General features: G+C 71.3%; 18 protein-coding genes and 1 tRNA gene. 3 read left to right on the top strand and 16 right to left on the bottom strand.

What is annotated here, in order from left to right; all coding sequences use genetic code 11:
- Positions 1 to 3: 3 nt before the first annotated feature.
- Together IEY61_RS00320 and IEY61_RS00315 are read right to left on the bottom strand one after the other, a co-directional pair.
- Complete coding sequence (locus IEY61_RS00320) at positions 4 to 1,374, bottom strand: cystathionine beta-synthase (protein WP_189040177.1); 1,371 nt, start codon at positions 1,372 to 1,374, stop codon at positions 4 to 6.
- An 84-nt stretch (positions 1,375 to 1,458) separates the two neighbouring features.
- Positions 1,459 to 1,815, bottom strand: a complete 357-nt coding sequence (locus IEY61_RS00315) for a YkvA family protein (protein WP_189040176.1) — start codon at positions 1,813 to 1,815, stop codon at positions 1,459 to 1,461.
- A gap of 140 nt (positions 1,816 to 1,955) precedes the next feature.
- Here IEY61_RS00315 and IEY61_RS00310 point away from each other — a divergent pair, with 140 nt between their 5' ends.
- Both IEY61_RS00310 and IEY61_RS00305 read left to right on the top strand, forming a co-directional pair.
- A complete protein-coding gene (locus IEY61_RS00310; RefSeq protein WP_189040175.1) occupies positions 1,956 to 3,008 on the top strand; it encodes an SGNH/GDSL hydrolase family protein in 1,053 nt (350 codons plus the stop codon).
- Between the two features lie 49 nt (positions 3,009 to 3,057).
- Positions 3,058 to 3,861, top strand: coding sequence for an SGNH/GDSL hydrolase family protein (locus tag IEY61_RS00305; protein ID WP_189040174.1), 804 nt, complete (start codon positions 3,058 to 3,060; stop codon positions 3,859 to 3,861).
- A gap of 132 nt (positions 3,862 to 3,993) precedes the next feature.
- Here IEY61_RS00305 and IEY61_RS00300 read toward each other — a convergent pair whose 3' ends face one another.
- Together IEY61_RS00300 and IEY61_RS00295 are read right to left on the bottom strand one after the other, a co-directional pair.
- Positions 3,994 to 4,314, bottom strand: coding sequence for a hypothetical protein (locus IEY61_RS00300; protein ID WP_189040173.1), 321 nt, complete (start codon positions 4,312 to 4,314; stop codon positions 3,994 to 3,996).
- Positions 4,315 to 4,582: 268 nt separating this feature from the next.
- Entirely contained in the window at positions 4,583 to 5,413 is an 831-nt protein-coding gene (locus tag IEY61_RS00295; RefSeq protein WP_189040172.1) for a Bax inhibitor-1/YccA family protein, read from the bottom strand.
- A gap of 270 nt (positions 5,414 to 5,683) precedes the next feature.
- Here IEY61_RS00295 and IEY61_RS00290 point away from each other — a divergent pair, with 270 nt between their 5' ends.
- Complete coding sequence (locus IEY61_RS00290; RefSeq protein ID WP_189040171.1) at positions 5,684 to 7,279, top strand: hypothetical protein; 1,596 nt, start codon at positions 5,684 to 5,686, stop codon at positions 7,277 to 7,279.
- Between the two features lie 65 nt (positions 7,280 to 7,344).
- Here the strand turns inward: IEY61_RS00290 and IEY61_RS00285 are convergent, their stop codons facing one another.
- From IEY61_RS00285 to IEY61_RS00230, 12 genes are all read right to left on the bottom strand, one after another.
- Complete coding sequence (locus IEY61_RS00285) at positions 7,345 to 8,034, bottom strand: response regulator (protein WP_189040170.1); 690 nt, start codon at positions 8,032 to 8,034, stop codon at positions 7,345 to 7,347.
- Positions 8,031 to 9,290 (bottom strand): sensor histidine kinase, encoded by a 1,260-nt coding sequence (locus IEY61_RS00280; protein WP_189040169.1) that lies wholly within the window; start codon positions 9,288 to 9,290, stop codon positions 8,031 to 8,033. The genes IEY61_RS00285 and IEY61_RS00280 overlap by 4 nt, the downstream gene beginning before the upstream one ends.
- A 2-nt stretch (positions 9,291 to 9,292) precedes the next feature.
- Positions 9,293 to 9,862 carry a hypothetical protein gene (locus IEY61_RS00275; protein WP_189040168.1) on the bottom strand — a complete coding sequence of 190 codons (570 nt, stop codon included), beginning with the start codon at positions 9,860 to 9,862 and terminating at the stop codon, positions 9,293 to 9,295.
- A 230-nt stretch (positions 9,863 to 10,092) separates the two neighbouring features.
- A tRNA-Leu gene (locus tag IEY61_RS00270) sits at positions 10,093 to 10,173 on the bottom strand.
- Between the two features lie 171 nt (positions 10,174 to 10,344).
- Positions 10,345 to 11,658 carry an NAD(P)/FAD-dependent oxidoreductase gene (locus IEY61_RS00265; protein ID WP_189040167.1) on the bottom strand — a complete coding sequence of 438 codons (1,314 nt, stop codon included), beginning with the start codon at positions 11,656 to 11,658 and terminating at the stop codon, positions 10,345 to 10,347.
- A 157-nt stretch (positions 11,659 to 11,815) separates the two neighbouring features.
- Positions 11,816 to 12,379, bottom strand: coding sequence for a hypothetical protein (locus IEY61_RS00260; RefSeq protein ID WP_373293077.1), 564 nt, complete (start codon positions 12,377 to 12,379; stop codon positions 11,816 to 11,818).
- A 58-nt stretch (positions 12,380 to 12,437) separates the two neighbouring features.
- Entirely contained in the window at positions 12,438 to 13,820 is a 1,383-nt protein-coding gene (locus tag IEY61_RS00255) for a DUF58 domain-containing protein (RefSeq protein ID WP_189040165.1), read from the bottom strand.
- A 7-nt stretch (positions 13,821 to 13,827) separates the two neighbouring features.
- The gene (locus IEY61_RS00250) at positions 13,828 to 14,835 is read right to left on the bottom strand and encodes an AAA family ATPase (protein WP_189040164.1); all 1,008 of its coding nucleotides are present in this window, start codon (positions 14,833 to 14,835) and stop codon (positions 13,828 to 13,830) included.
- Positions 14,835 to 15,422 (bottom strand): hypothetical protein, encoded by a 588-nt coding sequence (locus IEY61_RS00245; protein WP_189040163.1) that lies wholly within the window; start codon positions 15,420 to 15,422, stop codon positions 14,835 to 14,837. Before IEY61_RS00245 ends, IEY61_RS00250 begins: the two co-directional genes overlap by 1 nt.
- Positions 15,419 to 16,147, bottom strand: a complete 729-nt coding sequence (locus tag IEY61_RS00240; RefSeq protein ID WP_189040162.1) for a DUF4129 domain-containing protein — start codon at positions 16,145 to 16,147, stop codon at positions 15,419 to 15,421. The genes IEY61_RS00245 and IEY61_RS00240 overlap by 4 nt, the downstream gene beginning before the upstream one ends.
- A gap of 76 nt (positions 16,148 to 16,223) precedes the next feature.
- Positions 16,224 to 16,937, bottom strand: a complete 714-nt coding sequence (locus IEY61_RS00235; RefSeq protein WP_189040161.1) for a uracil-DNA glycosylase — start codon at positions 16,935 to 16,937, stop codon at positions 16,224 to 16,226.
- Positions 16,938 to 16,956: 19 nt separating this feature from the next.
- Positions 16,957 to 17,643: a dienelactone hydrolase family protein gene (locus tag IEY61_RS00230; RefSeq protein ID WP_189040160.1), complete on the bottom strand. Its 687-nt coding sequence runs from the start codon at positions 17,641 to 17,643 to the stop codon at positions 16,957 to 16,959.
- Positions 17,644 to 17,813: the final 170 nt, after the last annotated feature.

Raw genomic sequence — 17,813 nt, 5'->3', positions numbered from 1 at the left:
CCCTCAGCGGGCGCCGAGGTGGGCGAGCAGGTCCTGGCGGGTGAGCACACCCTTGGGCTTGCCGTCGATCAGCACCAGCGCGGCGTCCGACTTCTCCAGCAGGCTGACCGCCTCGCTGACCGGCTGGCCGCCACCGATCATCGGCAGCGGTGGCGCCATGTGCCGTTCGATCGTGTCGTGCAGGTGCGCCTGGCCGGTGAAGAGCGCGTCGAGCAGGTCCTTCTCGGCGATCGAACCGGCCACCTCGCCGGTGACCACCGGCGGCTCGGCCTTGAGCACGGGCAGCTGCGAGACGCCGTACTCGCGCATGTAGTCGACCGCGTCGCGGATCGTCTCGGTCGGGTGCACGTGCACCAGCTCGGGCAGCCCACCCGGCCTGCTGGCGAACGCGTCGGCCACCGTCGGCTCGCTGCCCGCGTTGTCGAGGAAGCCGTAGCGGGCCATCCAGTCGTCGTTGAAGATCTTGGACAGGTAGCCCCGGCCACCGTCGGGCAGCAGCACGACGACGACGTCGTCCGGGCCGGCGGAGCGGGCCACCTCCAACGCGGCCACGGCCGCCATGCCGCAGGAGCCGCCGACGAGCAGCCCCTCCTCGCGGGCCAACCGCCGGGTCAGGTCGAAGGACTCCTTGTCCGAGACCTCGATGATCTGGTCGGCCACACCCCGGTCGTACGTCTCCGGCCAGAAGTCCTCACCGACCCCCTCGACCAGGTACGGCCGGCCGGTGCCACCGGAGTAGACCGAGCCCTCCGGATCCGCGCCGATGACCTTCACGGTGCCGCCGGACGCCTCCTTCAGGTACCGCCCGATCCCGGAGATGGTGCCACCGGTGCCCACCCCGGCGACGAAGTGGGTGATCCGTCCCTCGGTCTGCTTCCACAGCTCCGGGCCGGTGGTCTCGTAGTGCGAACGCGGGTTCGCCGGGTTGGCGTACTGGTTGGGCTTCCAGGCGTTGGGGATCTCCCGGGCCAGCCGGTCGGAGACGTTGTAGTACGAGCGGGGGTCCTCCGGCGCGACGGCGGTCGGGCAGACCACCACCTCCGCGCCGTACGCCCGCAGCACGTCCTGCTTGTCCTGGCTGACCTTGTCGGGGCAGACGAAGACGCACTTGTAGCCCTTGAGCTGCGCCACCAGGGCCAGACCGACGCCGGTGTTGCCGCTGGTCGGCTCGACGATGGTGCCACCCGGTCGGAGGATGCCGGCCGCCTCGGCCTCCTCCACCATGCGCAGTGCGATCCGGTCCTTCACCGAGCCACCCGGGTTGAGGTACTCCACCTTCGCCAGCACGGTCGCCTGGATGCCCTCGGCGACGTTGCGCAGCCGCACCAGCGGGGTGTTGCCGATCATCTCGACGACGTTGTCGTAGTACTGCACCTCGTTGTGCCCTTCTCCTCCGGCGCCGGCGCCGCAGGCCGGGGCGGGTTGCTCACGTGAATCCCGCGCCCAGGGTACGTCGGGTCAGGGCGCCACGTGCCCGGGGATGACAGAGCTGCGATGTGCCTCCCACTCCAGGAACCGCTCGGTCTCGGCGAGCACCGCGCCGGCCAGCCAGGTGACCATCACCGCGTCGTCGATCAACCCGAACACCGCGAGGAACATCTCCGGCACCGCGTCGACCGGGGAGACGACGTACGCCGTCGCCGCCGTCATCATGGCCAGCCGCAGGCCACCGTCGTACCGGCCGCGGGCGGTGGCCGCGATCATCCTGGGCAGCGCCCCGAGTCGCGCGCCGAGCGACGGACCGCCTCGGGCACCGGCCGTCAACGCCCGGGCCAAAGCCACGAACGCCGCACCCCGCTTCAACGTCTTAGCCATCGTCGTGCTCCTTTCCACATGCAGCGTGACGACCGGGCGCAACACCCGACATTCAAGTACCCAACGCGGTCGTTTTCCAGGCACCGGGGGCGCTGCCGTGACGACAGCGGACCGTCGGAGGGGCGCGCTAGTGTCGCGGTGTGGGGGTCATCAAGTCTGCCGTACCGGATCGTCCGCGCTGGCCGCGCGCGGGGCGGGTGGCCCGCCTCGCGGCGATCGGCACGGGTGCCACGGTAGCGGCTGCGGCGGCAACCAGCGGCCTGCTGTTCGGGCAGGCCCGCCAGGCCCGGCGCACCATCCCGATGGCCGAGGCACCACCACCACGCTGCGACGGCGTCTACGGCGCGAAGTTCCCCGGCCCGGCGGTCACCATGGTCATTCTCGGCGACTCCTCGGCCGCCGGGTACGGCGTGCACCGCCGGCGAGAGACGCCCGGCGCGCTGCTGGCGACCGGCCTCTCCCGCCGGCTCCAGCGGCCGGTGCGGCTGCATCGCTTCGCCGTGGTCGGCGCCATCTCGGCCGGCCTCGAATTCCAGGTCGAGGCCGCCCTGGAATGTCATCCCGACGTGGCGGTCATCCTGATCGGCGGCAACGACGTGACCAACCGCACGCCGCCCGCCCTGGCCGTGCGTTACCTCGTCGAGGGGGTCCACGCACTACGCGCCGCCGGCGCCGAGGTGGTCGTCGGCACCTGCCCCGACCTCGGCGCGATCCGCCCGATCCAGCCGCCGCTGCGTTGGCTGGCCCGCCGGTGGAGCCGACAACTCGCCGCCGCCCAGACGGTCGCCGTCGTCTCGGCCGGCGGCTGGACGGTCTCTCTCGGTGACCTGCTCGGGCCGCGGTTCAACGCCGAGCCGGGCCGGATGTTCGCCTGGGACCGGTTCCACCCCTCCGCCGAGGGGTACGCGGTTGCCGCCGCCGCGCTGTTGCCCACGGTGCTGTCCGCGCTGGGAGCCGGTACGGAGCGCAGGCCTTCGCCTGGCCGCGTCGAAGGCGTACGGTCATTGCCGAAGGCAGCTCAGGAGGCGGCCCGGCATCCCGGGACGGAGGTCAGCGGCACGCAGGTCCGTGGCAGCGAGAGCGGTCCAGCCGGCCGTTGGGCACGACTGCGCCGCCGGGGGTTCTTCGGTGCCGCCACGGCGCCGCAGTCAACTCCCACCACCGACTCATCGGCAGTGGAGGGACGCACATGATCGAGCGGATCAGGCGCCCGTACGGCGTCGACACCCCTGGGGCGACGACATGAGCGGCCTGTCTCCCGAAGCCCGGGCCACGGCGCAGCTGGCTCGTGCCGCTGCTGCCTCGCTGCTCGCCGGCGCGCTCGGCGGAGCGGCCGTGCTCGCCGGCCAGGCCGTCGTGGCCCGCAGCCGCCGCTACGCCCAGCCCGAGCTGGGCCTGGCGCTCCGGGCGACGATCGGGCGTGCCGCTGCCCCACCGGTACGACTGGTGTTGCTGGGCGACTCCGCCGCCCTCGGCGTCGGAGTCGACCGCCTCGGCGACACCATCGGCGGGCAGTTGGCCGAGCTGCTCGCAGAGGGGCCGTCCGGGCGGCTGGTGCACCTGTCCAGCGTCGGTGTCTCCGGCTCGCGCTCCACCGACCTGGCCACCCAGGTGGCCCGGGCGCTGCTCGGCGAGCGGCCGGACGTGGCGGTCATCCTGGTCGGGGCGAACGACGCCACCAGTTTGCGCCGTCCGGCCGAGGCCGCCGCCTACCTCGGCGCGGCGGTGCACCGGTTGCGCCAGGCCGGGGTCGAGGTCGTCGTCGGCACCTGCCCGGACCTCGGCGCGGTACGGGCCATCGCGCCACCGCTGCGTCAGGTCGTCGGCTGGGTCGGCCGCCGGGTCGGCCGGGCCCAGACGAGCGCGGTGCTCGACGCCGGCGGGACGGTGGTCGACCTGGCCGCCGAGACGGGGCCGGTGTTCCGCGCCGACGCCGGCACGTTCTGCCACGACGGCTACCACCCCTCCGCCGACGGCTACCGGGTCTGGGCACACGCCCTGCTGCCCGCCGTGGCCGCCGCCGCAGCGGTCACCCAGCGCCGCTGACCCCTTCTTCCCTGGCATGCGTCCGCCTGCAGGGTCGGCGGGCGTCGCCGCGGGCCAAGCGCGCCCGACCCGAGATCAGCGGCGGCCCGGCAAACGCGGTCCCTTCGCCCGCCGGCCCGGCAAACGCGGTCTCTAGAGCGCGGTCCGGGTCGCGGCCACCTCGGCGGTGGCCCGGGCCAGGACTTCGTCGGACGGGTCGGCCGCGAGCAGGTCGGCCGCGACCACCCGGAGCTGATCGGCCAAGACCAGGTCGTTGTCGAGCCTGGGTACGGTGCGCCGTGGTTGCCCCTCCGTGTCGGCGGCCAGGTTGGCGATCTCCTGAACCAGTCGGTGCACCAGATCGGCCCGGGACACGTTGCCGGCCGAGGCGGCAGCCGACCATCGCGGCTGCTGCCAGTGCCCGACCTGCCGCACCAGCAACTCCACCCCCCGCCCCAACTCCACATCCCCCACGCCCCAAACCCTACCCACCCACCCACCCCCGCACGCCGCCGTCCCGCCGTCCCACCGTCCCACCGTCCCACCGTCCCACCGTCCCACCGTCCCACCGTCCCACCGTCGATCATGCAGTTTCGGTCGCCGAAAAATCCCTTTTGGCGCGTTATGCCGCGACCAGAAGTGCATGATCGACGGCGCCTGGAGGGGTGGGGTGGGTGGGGAGAATGACGACGGCGCCCGTCCCCTGTGGGGGCGGGCGCCGGTCGGGTCGCTGGGCGAGCGGTCAGTCGTCGCCCTGGAAGTAGCTGAGCAGGCGAAGAAGCTCGATGTAGAGCCAGATCAGGCTGACCAGGATGCCGAACGCGGCGACCCAGGAGTAGCGCTGGGGCAGGCCCATCCGGACGCCGTCCTCGACCTCCTTGAAGCTGAGCACGAAGCTCAGCGAGGCGACCACGATGCAGACCAGGCTGAAACCGATGGCGAGCGGGCTACCGTCGCGCAGGCCGGTGTTGACGCCGAACATCGCCAGCACCAGGTTGATCAGCATGACGGCGAAGAGACCGGCCATCACCGCGATCATGCCCTTGACGAACTTCGGCGTGGCCCGGATGACCCGCGCCTTGTAGAGCATCGCCATCACGAAGAAGACGCCGAAGGTGGCGGTCACCGCCTGGAGCACGATGCCGTCGTACATCGACTCGAAGAACTTGCTGATCGCGCCGACCAGGACGCCCTCTACGACGGCGTACGCGACGACCAGCGCCGGGTTCGCCATCCGGGAGAACGAGATGATCATGCCGAGCACCAGGCCCACCACGGCCGCGCCGATCCAGGCGACACCGAGCAGCGCGTCGGGCACCAGCACCCAGGCAGCCGCGGCGGCGACGCCGACGATGGCCAGGAGGGTGACGGTCTTGACCACCACGTCGTCGATCGACATCGGGGTGACCGCCGGCGGGGCGGACGGGAAGCCCGGCGCACCGGGGTAACCGGCCTGCGGCGGGTACTGCTGGGGGTATCCGGGCTGTCCGTACGGCCCGGGGGCGTACCCGGCGGCCCGCTCCCGCTCGGCCGCCTGCCCGAGCCGAGCGAGTACCGGGTTCGAAGTCTTCACTGTCTGGCCTCCCTAAGGGGGTCGTGGCACGTCAACGCGCGCTACCAGAGTAAACGGCCGGGCCAGTCCGGTGGTGATCGGAAGGCTGAGGGAACACTGAGAGTGCCGGGGTGGCACACGCCGACGGCTTACGACCGGTCCTGATGTCCCACCCGGGATGGACGCCCAAGATCCGACGAGGGATGGACGTTTCCGATCTTCAGGGCTCACACCATGGTTTGCGGTGTCCGCGTCCCCGCGGCCCATGCTCGTTGACCCGTTGGAGGTCCCATGGCAGACAACCCATCTCTTCGTGGCCTGCGAAGACTGGCCGCGATCGCCGGAACGCTCGTACTCTCGGCCGGCGTCATCACCGCGGGAACCGCTCCCGCCTCAGCAGACGAGCCGGAACGGCTCAAAGCGGTATGCGATTACCGGCTCTGCCTGCTGGTGCTCGACAAGTCGACGGACAAGGACGGCGACGGCGTCACGGACGTCGATGAGGAAGCACTCGGCAGCGACCCGGATGATCCGACGAGCCGCCCAGAAGCCGAGAAGATCTTCGACATTGCACTCGCCCGTGAGCTGCCGTCGTTCGAGCAGCACCTGACGGAACTGGTGGCCCTACCGAGAAACAACCGGGAGAACACCGCGCTCTGGACCGGCCTCGGCACCATCCCGTTCCCCGAACGCGGGCCCCTGATCAAATCCGTCGACAGCCTCGTGGACACGCTGAAGACCCACGGCTACAAGAACTTCGGCACGAACATGACCGTCACCCTGCCCGAGCGGCCGAAGGTCGGTGCCGCAGATCGTCTGAAGTTCGCCGCCAACGGCAACGTGGCTCTCCACGGCAGCAGGACCGACCGCGGCTTCAAACTCGCCGGCATCCTCGGCGTGACCAGCCTCGGCATCAACGGCGACCGGACGCCGACCCACTTCACCGATCATGGCTTCAGCTACGGCGAGCGGGGCTCGATCGGGCGCAACTACTCGGTGGGGTACGGCGAAAACATCCGGGACGACGTCTCCACCTCGATGAGTCAGCCGGATGATCTCACGATCACCAACAGCACTGTCACCAGCTACAAGGGGAGCCGCGAGTCCGGCCATACAAACGTCACCAGCGAGTCCCGGCAGAAACACGAGTCCGACGGATTCTCGATGGAGGTCCTCAAGATCCACGTCGAGACGATGGGGTACGACGAGAACGGAAACCCGTTGGAGGGGTCGACCACCCGGCACAACAGCAGCAGCACGAACTACCCCGACGGTTCATCCACCTGGTACACCGAAAGCACCACGACCCATCGCGACAAGGACGGCAACGTCACCGGTTCGGAGACCTCCACCGGCAAGGGGCGCAAGGATACTGACGGTAAGTCGAAGTCGGAGACGTGGGACACCACGTGCGATGCCGCGGGCAATTGCGGAGAGCCCAAGTACACCTGCGAAGGCACGGAGTGCGATGACTCCGGGGGCAGCGGCGGAGACGAGCCCGGGGACACCGGCGGAGAACCGTGCCAGGGCGAGGACTGCCCGCCGGTCGGTGATGAGACGACGGGCATGCCGAACCCGGACAGCACCGGCGTCGGCGTGGTCACCCCAGACGACTGGGCCCGAGTCGCGGCGTTCCTGAACAGCACCCGGACGCCGGACCGCAACTCGGATCAGCCCGAGATTCCCGACACCCCGCCGACCACGGGGCCCTACGACCCGATGGTGGCGATGGTCGACCCGGACGGCGTGTTCACCCTGTCGGTGACCACCACCCCCGACTTCAACAAGGCCCAGCCCAAATACGACCCGACGTTGAACCACGTCATCGGCATCACTGGCGTCGAGCCACCTCGGCGGCAGGAACCGGACCCGGTCTCCTGGCCGTGAGTCCAATCACGAGCCATGGGCCTGCGTCGTACGGCGCAGGCCCATGGCCGCCAGCCGGGCTGGGGTTACCGTGGCGGGGCCGCACCCGGCGTGACCAGGCCGCTCTGATAGGCCACCGCGACCGCCTGCGCCCGATCACGCAAGCCCAACTTCATCAGCACCCGGCTCACGTGGGTCTTGACCGTCGCCTCACCGACCACCAACCGCGCGGCGATCTCCGAATTCGACAACCCGTACGCCATCGTGACAAGGACCTCACGCTCCCGCGCCGTGAGCCGGCCCAGTCGCTCAGGAGTGGTCGCGGGTACGCCCAGACGGCCGACAAAATCGGTGAGCAGGCCACGCGCCACCGCCGGGTCGAGCCACGCTTCGCCAACAGCGACAGCCCGCACCGCCCCAAGCAGTTCCTGCGGTACGGCGTCCTTGAGCACGAAGCCGGACGCACCAGCGCGCAGCGCCGCGTAGACGGTTTCGTCGACGTGGTACGTCGTGAGGATCAGCACCCGCACCGGCCGATCAGGGTCGACGGAAAAGTCGTCGCCGCAGATCTCCCCCGTGGCGGTCACCCCGTCCACACCCGGCATGCGTACGTCCATCAGCACGACGTCGGGCTGAAGGTCCCGGGCCAGTCGTACCGCCTCAGCGCCGTCACTGGCCTCGCCGACCACCGTCAGGTCCGCCTCGGCGTCCAGCAGCATCCGGATCCCCGCTCGCACCAAGGGCTGGTCGTCGACGAGCAACAGCCGAATGCTCACACCGACCCTCCTGCGAGGCCGGTCGTGGCACGCGGCAATATACCGGCTTCGTGGCCGTGCGCGGGCGTTCCGGTAGGCAGCGTGACGGCCACGCGGTATCCGCTCCCGGTCGGTTCCGCCGTGAGTTGGCCGTCGACGACTGCGACTCGCTCCCGCAGGCCGAGCAGGCCGTGCCCGGTCGACAGGGCCTGCACGCCCGGCCTTGGCCGACCGCGCCCGTCGTCGGTCACCTCGATGGTGAGTTGGTCGGGCTGCCAGCGCACCCGGACATCAACGGTACTGCCCGGCCCGGCGTGCCGGGTGGCGTTGGTCAGCGCCTCCTGCACCACCCGATATGCGGTCAGGTCGACACCGCGGTCCAACTGGCGCGGCACACCCTCCGTCTCGACCCGGACCACCATGCCGGCATGCCGCGCGGCCACCACGAGACCATCCATATTGGATAGGCCTGGAACGTCGGCGGTCGCATCCTGGCCGTCGACTGGCGCCGCGTCGTCGACGGCGCGTAGCACGGTCAGCAGTCGACGCAGCTCCGCCATCGCCTGTCGGCCTTGCTCGTCGATGGCTGACAGCGCCCCGGCAGCCCGCTCGGGGTCACTGGCCAAAATGCTCTTCGCGCCGGCCGCATGCAGAATCATCACGGTCACCGCGTGCGCGACGATGTCGTGCAACTCCCGGGCGATCCGGGTGCGCTCGGCGTTCACCGCCTCGCGCGCCTCAACCTGCCGCCGGTACTCCAGGTACTCCATCTGCTGCCGGCTGGCGTAGACCCAGCGGCCCGCGGTCCAGACGCCGAGGTTGACGACCAGAAAGAACAAACCCACCGCCACCGCGGTCGCCTCGCGCAGCGGCTCCGCCGCGTTGGCCACGTCGTTGGCAACCGGGCCGAAACTGGCGATCAGTCCGCCGGCCAGTGCTGCGGGCACCACTCGGCCGTTTCGCTGGGCCGCGACCGTGTAGAGCGCAACCAGGAGTCCCACGGTCGGCCGGTAATCCGGCAGCACCACCGCAGCCAGGCTGTGCAGCAGCATGATCGTGAAGACCGCCACCGGGGCGCGCCGGCGCCAGCACAGAACGGCATAACCCGCCATGGCGTAGGCCACCACCAGCGACAGGGCGAGCGGACTGAGTGCTTCGTCCGGCTGATTCGGATTCTTGAGCACGTGCGAGAAGAGCACCAGATCCAGCAGACAGGCACCCGCCGCGAGCAGCGCATCGCGCCGTACCCGCCGCCAGGAGCCCAGCACGTGCGCCATCGTCAGCCCTTGCCTGAATCACACACGCAGAAGACGGCGCACAGCCACGAGGCGACCTCGCCGGGAGCGCGCAGGTGATGCTCGCGGATCCGATACTGGCGCTGGAGGCGCTCGATATCCGGCAGCGCGCGCAGCAACTCCTCACGCGGTCCCTCGCGCACTTCCGGCGGGATGATTGCCAGTGACTCAAGGGCCGACCACAGGTCACCGCCGTTCTCTTCGACGGTGCGGCCCAACTCGTCGGCGCGGAAGCCGGCCAGCATCGTGCCATACCTCGACGGCAGGGCCAGGGTGAGCAGCGCGGCGATCGCGCCGCCGCCCGAGCCGATGCGGACCGCCTTCAGGCACCACCCATTGTGCCGCTCGATAATGTCCTCGGCGTGCAGCGGCGTGGGGATCACCACCGCCTGAAATTCCCGTCTTGGGTCGAAGAGTTCCTCGGGCGGATGCGGAATAAGCACCGTGTGCGGATCGCCGAGCAACCCGATGGCGCGGTGCCCGGCAACCGGATCGTTCTCGAACCCCCTCTCCTGGATGGAAACCAGCAGCGAGGTTTCGGCAGGTATGCACACTTTTCACATCTCCAGGGGGTGCGTGCCAGGAACTACAGACTGGTCACTGTAGCTACCTAAGATCACGTTGGAGGCAACCGTAGTTGATCGTGGTTGCTACCCAGAAGAGCAGGGCCGTTGCGTGATCAACGTGCCGGGCGCTAGATCCTTCTAGAGGCTGCCGGGAAGCCCGGGGGCGAGCGCGGCGGAGTCCAGCCAGCGCGGTCCGGCGAGGCGGAGATTCCTTCGTGTGCCCGGGGCGGGGGTCGAACCCGCACGCCTTGCGGCAGCCGCTTTTAAGGCGGCCGTGTCTGCCGTTCCACCACCCGGGCGCGTACCCCGACGCGCCGAGACGCGCGGGTGCAGTGCCACGGTAGCGGTTTCGCGGCCGCCGCGGCGTCCCGCGTCGCCAGCCGCCCCTACGTCGCCGGCGGCCGGCAGATCGACGGGTGCGTTAATAGGGGGCCCCTCCTCTACCGCAGGCGTTAAGAAGGGGCCCTTCCTTACTTCCGGGAGGCTTCGGCGAAGTCTTCGCGGGGGTCGTGCAGCTGGCCGAGGGCGACGACCTCGCGCTTGAGGAAGAACGCCAGCGTCCAGTCGACCACCACCCGGACCTTGCGGTTGAACGAGGGGATCCGGCTCATGTGGTACGTCCGGTGCATGAACCACGCCGGCCAGCCGGTCATCTTGATGCCGTAGACCTGGGCCACGCCCTTGTGCAGGCCGAGGCTGGCCACGCTGCCCGCGTGCTTGTGCTTGTAGTCGATCGGCTCCCGGCCCCGGATCACGGCGACGATGTTGTCGGCCATCCGCTGGGCCTGGCGCACCGCGTGCTGGGCGCTCGGCGAGCAGTAGTTGCCCGGCGGCTTGGTCAGGTCCGGCACGGCTGCGCAGTCACCGGCGCTCCACGCGCCCTCGATCACCCGGTCGCCGTCGACCACCTGAAGGGTGGGCAGGCAGGTGACCCGACGCCGGTCGTCGCGGGGGAAGTCCGTCGCGTCCAGCATCGGCGAGGGCTTCACGCCCGCAGTCCAGACGATGGTGTCGGAGCTGAAGGTGCCCCCGTCGGAGAGCTTGACCACCCCGTCGACGCAGGACTCGAGCCGGGTGTCCAGCCGGACGTCCATGTCCCGCTTCAGCAACTGCTGCACCGTGTAGGCGCCCATGTCCCGGTCGACCTCGGGCAGCACCCGCTGGGTGGCCTCGACCAGCACCCACCGCATGTCCGACGCTTTCAGCTCCGGGTAGTACTTCAGGGCGTGCCGGGCCATGTCCTCCATCTCGGCGAGCGCCTCGATGCCGGCGTACCCGCCACCGACGAAGACGAAGGTCAGCGCTCGGCGACGCACCTCGGGGTCGGTCGTCGCCGCCGCCACGTCGAGCAGTTCCAGCACATGGTTGCGCAGGTAGATGGCCTCACCGATGGTCTTGAACCCGATGCCCTGCTCGTGCAGGCCCGGAATCGGCAGGGTCCGGGAGACCGAACCGGGGGCGACCACGACGTGGTCGTACGCGATCTCCCGGGTCGGACCGACGATCGGCTGGATGGTGGCGGTCCTGCGCTCGTGGTCGATCCGCGTCACCGCGCCGGCCACCACCGTGCACCGGCGCAACTCCCGGCGCAGCGGCACCACGGCGTGCCGCGGGGAGATGTTTCCCCCGGAGGCCTCGGGCAGGAACGGCTGGTACGTCATGTGCGGCTGGGGATCGACGACGATGACCTCGGCCTCACGGGAACTCAGCTTCTTCGACAGGCGCAGCGCCGCGTAGAGACCAACGTGCCCGGCACCCACCACAAGGATCCGCTTCGGATTCACGCCTACCATCTTTCCCCCACCGGCTGCGCTAATCCCGATCCCGGTTCCCCTTCTGTGACCGAGCACAACCACGCTGTGACCCGGACAACTCTCGATGCTCAGGGGCACAGCCGGCAGTGGGGCACGGGCCCGGCACCCGCCCCCGGTGCCCCACCCGTCACCGACGATGCAGCAGCCAGGCCAGCAGCGCGGTCACCGCGACCGCGACCAGCAGGCCGGCGACGGTGACGGCCTGCCAGCCGTCCGCGTTTGCTCCCGCGCGGGCCAGTTCGAGCAGCAGCACCCCGAGCACCGAGGTGGCGAACAACACGCCCGCGGCCTGGGTGAGCCAACGCACGATCAGGTCCGGGTCCACGACCGCGTCGTACGGCAACAGCGCGACCAGCGCGCAGAGCGTGTGCGTCAGGTAGAGCGCCACCGCCACGGCCATCAGCCGCCACAGCGCGATCGGCCGGTCGTACATGTCGGTGGCGAGCAGCCACCCGGCGACGGTGACCAGCGCCGCGAAGGTCGGCCAGAACCGGCGCGGTGCCAGCGCGGGAAGCACCGCGACCACGACCAGGGCGCCGAGCGCCTGCCCCGCGAGCACCTCGGCGGGGTACGCCAGCAGCAACCCGACCAGTGCCGTGAGGAAGATCCCGAGACGGACCAGTACCGGCGCCAGGGTGATCCGGCCGGCCGCCGTGCGCAGCGCCCGGACCCGGCCGGTCAGCGAGGCGATCATCGACGTCGCCCTTCGTCCGTGCTCACGGTGGCTCGCCGCGCCACGTCGCCCGCGATCATCGGTTGCCCACCCGAGGCGCGGTGGCCAGCCGGGCCACGTCCCGCAACACCTGGTCGAGGCTGCCCGCGCCGACCCACGGCACCACCGGCACGCCGTGTTCCCGCAGCTGCATGATCATTGTGTCCCGGTCCAGCCGCCACAGTCGGTACGCCACCTCGCCCCACCCCTGGTCCTTCGGCGGCGGCAGATCGCCCGGCAGGGTGTCCACGGCCACCACGAACCGCCCCGAGCGGGCCAACCGGGCCAGCATCTGCGCCGATCGCTCCTCCAGCAGCGGGGTGAGCACCACCACCAGCGCGTCGGCGGAGAGCAGTTGCGGGCCGAAGGCGTGCTCGTCCAGCGCGTGCGGGGAGGGCTGGGCCTTGACGTCCAACAGCCACTCCAGGACGGTCAGATACTGTCGCCGTCCGGTGGCCGGCCGCAGCCGGCGGGCGCTCAGGCCGTATTCCAGCAACGCCACCCGGTCACCCCGGTGCAGGTAGTGCTCGGCGATGGCGGCGGCGGCCCGGACCGTGGTGTCCAGCACCGACGCCGGGCCGCCGATCCCACCGGAGCGGCCCGCCTCGGCGAGCACGTCGAGCAGCACGACCACCTCGGCGTCCCGATCGGAGAGAGTGGCCGCCACGTGCAGCTGCCGGGTCCGCAGCGACACCCGCCAGTCGATCCGGCGCAGCCGGTCGCCGGGTGCGAAGATCCGGACCCCGGCCAGTTCGCCGCCCTCGCCGGGGCGGCGTGAGCGGTGGGCGCCGACCAGCCCGGCAGCCCGGGGCATCGCCTCGACCGCCTCGAACGGCTCGGTCTTCGGGTACACCTTCGACCGGACCGGCTCGGCGATCACCGCCCGCGAGATCAACAGCCCCTGTGCCGCGGCCACCCGGGCGCCGGCCGGGCCGAGGGGATGCCGCCCCCAGCGCAGCGCGGTGCCGCCCAACTCCAGGTCGATCGCGGTCTCCGGCGCGATCGAGGTGACGAACGGCCGGTCGACCAGCCCGGTGCGGTCGCCGGCCCGACCCCGCCCGGCGACCGCACCGCCGGCGAGCGTCGCGCGTTCGACCCGCAGCCAGGGCGAGACCCGGGTACGCAGCACCGCCACGTCGTACGGCACCGGGCCGGGGTTGCCGACGCTGACCGTGCCGGCCACCGGGCCGCTTTCCACCAGGTGCCCCTCGTCGGCTTCCACCTGCACCTCGGGCAGTTCGGTGGGCCGGCGGCGCAACGCGTACGCGGTGCCCAGCGCGAACGGGGCGGCCAGCAGGACCAGGTCCACCCGGCCCAGCAGCACCGCGGCGATCAGGAGCAGGCCGGTGAGCAGCACGGCCCGGCCGAGCGCCCAGGTGGGCGTCCAGTGCTGCGGTGCGGTTCGGTCCTGACGGGTCACGACGGGTTCAGTGCCCCTGCCGGGCGGCGGCGTAGCTGGGCAGCGCTCCGCTAGCCGGCGCCGGTGTCCCGTCGAGGACCTCGCCGACCACGAACGCCGGGTCGACCCGGCGCAGCCACATCTCCGGCCGCAGCGTGATCCGGTGTGCCAGCGCCGGCGCCGCCACCTCCTTCACGTCCTCCGGCACCACGTAGTCGCGGCCGGAGAACACGGCCCGCACCCGAGCCAGCAGCAGCAGCGCCAGCGAGCCGCGCGGCGAGGCACCGACCAGCACCGACGGATGTTCCCGGGTGGCGGCGGTCAGCGCCACGATGTAGCGGCCGACCGAGTCCTCCACCGTCACGTCCTCCAGCGCCGCCTGCATGGCGCGCAGCGTGCCGGCGTCGACGACCGGCTTGATCTCGGCCTCCTCGCGTCGGCGGGCCATCCGCCGGCGCAGCACCTCCCACTCCTCCTCCTGCTCCGGGTACCCGAACGACACCCGCAGCAGGAACCGGTCCAGCTGCGCCTCCGGCAGCGGGTAGGTGCCCTCGTACTCGACGGGGTTGGCGGTGGCCAGCACGTGGAACGGCTCGTCCAGCCGGTAGGTCACGCCCTCCACCGAGACCTGCTTCTCCTGCATCGCCTCCAGCAGGGCCGACTGGGTCTTCGGCGGGGTTCGGTTGATCTCGTCGGCCAGCAGCAGGTTGGTGAAGACCGGCCCGGCCCGGAAGGCGAATTCGCCGCTGCGCTGGTCGTAGAGGAAGGAGCCGGTGACATCGGCGGGCAGCAGGTCGGGGGTGAACTGAAGGCGGCGGAAGTCCAGCCCGAGGGCCTGGGCGAAGGACCGGGCGGTGAGCGTCTTGCCCAGCCCGGGCAGGTCCTCCAGCAGCACGTGTCCGCCGGCGAGGATGCCGGCGAGGACGAGTTCGAGGGCATCCCGCTTGCCGACCACGACCTGGCCCACCGCGTCCAGCACCGTCCGGGCGAGGTGACCGACCTCGGTGGGGGGCATTTTCCGGCCGGCGTCGTTCATCAGATCTTCTCCAGTTCGGCGACGATCGCCGCGAGGTCGCGCGGCGAGGGGGTGCGGCGGGGCGGGGTCTGCAGGAACGTCGACAGCCGGTCGCCCAGCAGGACCTGCGCCCGGCCCGGGTCCGACTCGCGGGTCACGCCGTGCTTCAGGCGTAACCGCTCGTCAGCCAGCTCGGCGAGGCGGGGCAGGATGATCTTGGTGAACCGCTCGGGTCGGTTCCTGGACCAGTCCAGCGGAGTTTCCCAACCGTTGACCGCGGTGCGCAGCGCGTCCCGGGCCGTCCAGTTGTACATGCCGTCCTCCTCGCCGCCCCGGGACGCGTCCGCGAGGCGGCGGGACTTCGGCGGCGGGGCCAGCACAGCCACGATCCGGCGTACCAGCAGCAGCGTGAGCACCGCGGCGACCAGCACCAGCAGCGACACCTGCAACCCGACCGCCCGCAGCCCGGCGACCAGCACGACGGTCGCGGCCACGGTCACACCGAGGAGGCTGAGCACGGTCCGTAGCCGCCCGCCCTCGCGCCGTCCGGGTCGAGCTGGCCGCTCCTCCTCGAAGCTGAGCAGGTCGTCGATGCTGGTCCGGCTCATGCCGTCTCCTGCTCGACCGTGGCGGCGAGTTCACCGCGCAGCCGGCGCAGCGCCGCCCGGGCCTGGTCGCGGGTGCGTTCGTCGACCGGGCGGGTGGCGTACCGGGCCTCCCGGTAGACGTGCGCGAACTCGGCCAGCACGTCGGCGCTGACGATCGCCGGCACGCCGGTGGACGGATCGCCGCGCAACAGCCGGGTGACCAGGTCGGTGGCGGTGTCGCCGGTCAGCCGGGGCACGCCGGCGCCCGCGGCGGCCTCTTCGAGCCGGACCCAGCAGGCGATCACCGCGGTCCGCGGGTCGGTGGACCGGTCGTCCAGTTCGACCAGACCGGCATCGACGGCGGCGACCACCTCACGCGCCGTACCCTCGGCGTTGCGCCGGGCCGGCCGCGCGGGCAGCCTGCGGGTCACCCGGCGGGCCGCCGCCCGCAGCAGCGTCCAGACCAGATAGCCGAGGGCGGCGGCCAGCGCCGCGCCGAACACCGCCAGCGCCGCCGTGCCGAGCCAGGACGGGATCTGCGTACGGGTCTGCTCGGCGGCCTCCCGCGGCTCGACCGGGATCGACGGGCGAGGATCCTCGCTCGGGTACTCCAGGACGAACGGGGCGTCCTTGGCGACGGGCGGGACCCGGCTGGCGCCGATCGACGAGTTCGCGGCCGCCAGGGTGACCGCAGCGAGCAGGCCGGCCACCACCGCGAGCGGCCACCACCTGCGCAGAGCCTCCATCCGGCTACCTCCGGGCCACCGGGGCGGACGGCGGACCACCGCGCTCACTGTCCGTCATCGCCACCGCCCCGCAGCCTCAGTCCACTCCGGCCAACCGTTTCGCCCGGGCGAACACATCGTCCAGCATCCCTGGTGTCAGCCGTCCCGTGAAAGTGTTCTGCTGGCTGACGTGGTAACAACCGAGCAGTTCCGGTACGGCTGTGCCGAACCAGTGTGCCCCATGGCCGAACGCCGGTCGCGGGCTGGGCGGAGGCATGCCGTACACCTGCCGCAACGTCGGCCACCACGCGGCCCAGGCGAACGCCCCCAGCGCGACCACGACCCGTAGGGTGGGCCTGACCAGCGCGACCTCCCGGTGCAGCCAGGGCGCGCAGGTGTCCCGCTCGGTCGGCGTGGGCTTGTTGTCCGGCGGCGCGCAGCGCACGGCGGAGAAGATTCTCGTCTGCCGCAGCGCCAGCCCGTCGTCGATTGCGACGCTGGTCGGCTGGTTGGCCAACCCGGCGCGGTGCAGCGCGGCGAAGAGCACGTCACCGGAGCGGTCACCGGTGAAGATCCGCCCCGTGCGGTTGCCGCCGTGCGCGGCCGGGGCCAGGCCGAGGATGGCGATCCGGGCCGCCGGATCACCGAACCCGGGCACCGGTCGGCCCCAGTACTCCTGGTCGCGGAAGGCGGCCCGTCGGGTGCGCGCGACCTCCGTACGCCAGTCGACCAGGCGCGGACAGGCGAAACAGTTGCCGATCGCCGCGTCGAGGTCGGCCAGGTCGGTCGCCCGCGTTGCGCGGACGACCACCTCTGCGGGGGTACGCGGCTCAGCCAAGCTTGGCCCGGAAGAGTTCGAGGGTACGGGCCCAGGCGCTGGTGGCGGCGCGCTGGTCGAATTTCTCCGGCCGGTCCTCGTTGAAGAAGGCGTGTTCGGTGCCCGGGTAGTCGTGCAGCTGGCAACTACCGCCGGCGTGCTCGATGGCCCGGCGTACGGCCTGCACGCCCGGCTCGCTGGAGGTGCCGTCCGCCTCCGAACAGTGGATCAGCGCCGCCTTGCCCGCGTAGTCCGGCCACTCGGTGTGCATCCCCGCCCAGGGCAGCCGAGGATAGAACGCGGCGGTGGCGACGATCCGCTCGGTGAAACTCGCCGCCCACAACGCCAGGCTGGCTCCCGCGCAGAAACCCGCACAGCCGGCCTTTCCGGTGGTCTCGGCACGCCCGGCGAGGTAATCGGTGGCGGCGGCGATGTCGGCGGCCGCCTCGTCCATCTGCGTGCTGTTCAGCATCTGCCGCGGTTCACTCGGCTTGCTCGCCGGCCCACCGTGCCGGAAGTCGGGTGCCAGGGCGACGAAGCCCGCCTCGGCGAAGCGGTCCACGACGGCCCGCACGTGGGGCGCCAGACCCCACCAATCCTGGATGACAATGACCGCTGGGCTGGCCGCACCGGTCGAGGGTATCGCGAGGTACCCCGCTCCGTTCCCCCCGTTGACGCGGTAGGTCACCATTTCGCCCATCGGCCCGTCCTCCTAGCGGTCAGTCATCGTTGGCTGGTCGCCCAGTGGGTGCTGTGTGCCGGTAGCCTGCCACGCCGTGACCGCCACCGGGAAGACGAGGGAAGAGTGGCGTTCACCTCCCGTTCTTCTCTGGTGACATGGACAACACATCGACGGCGGCGCCGCGTGCG

Origin of the sequence: Micromonospora sonchi (genome assembly GCF_014646235.1) — a bacterium.
GTDB classification, from domain to species: domain Bacteria; phylum Actinomycetota; class Actinomycetes; order Mycobacteriales; family Micromonosporaceae; genus Micromonospora; species Micromonospora sonchi.
This window is presented reverse-complemented; position numbering and strand designations above follow the sequence as displayed.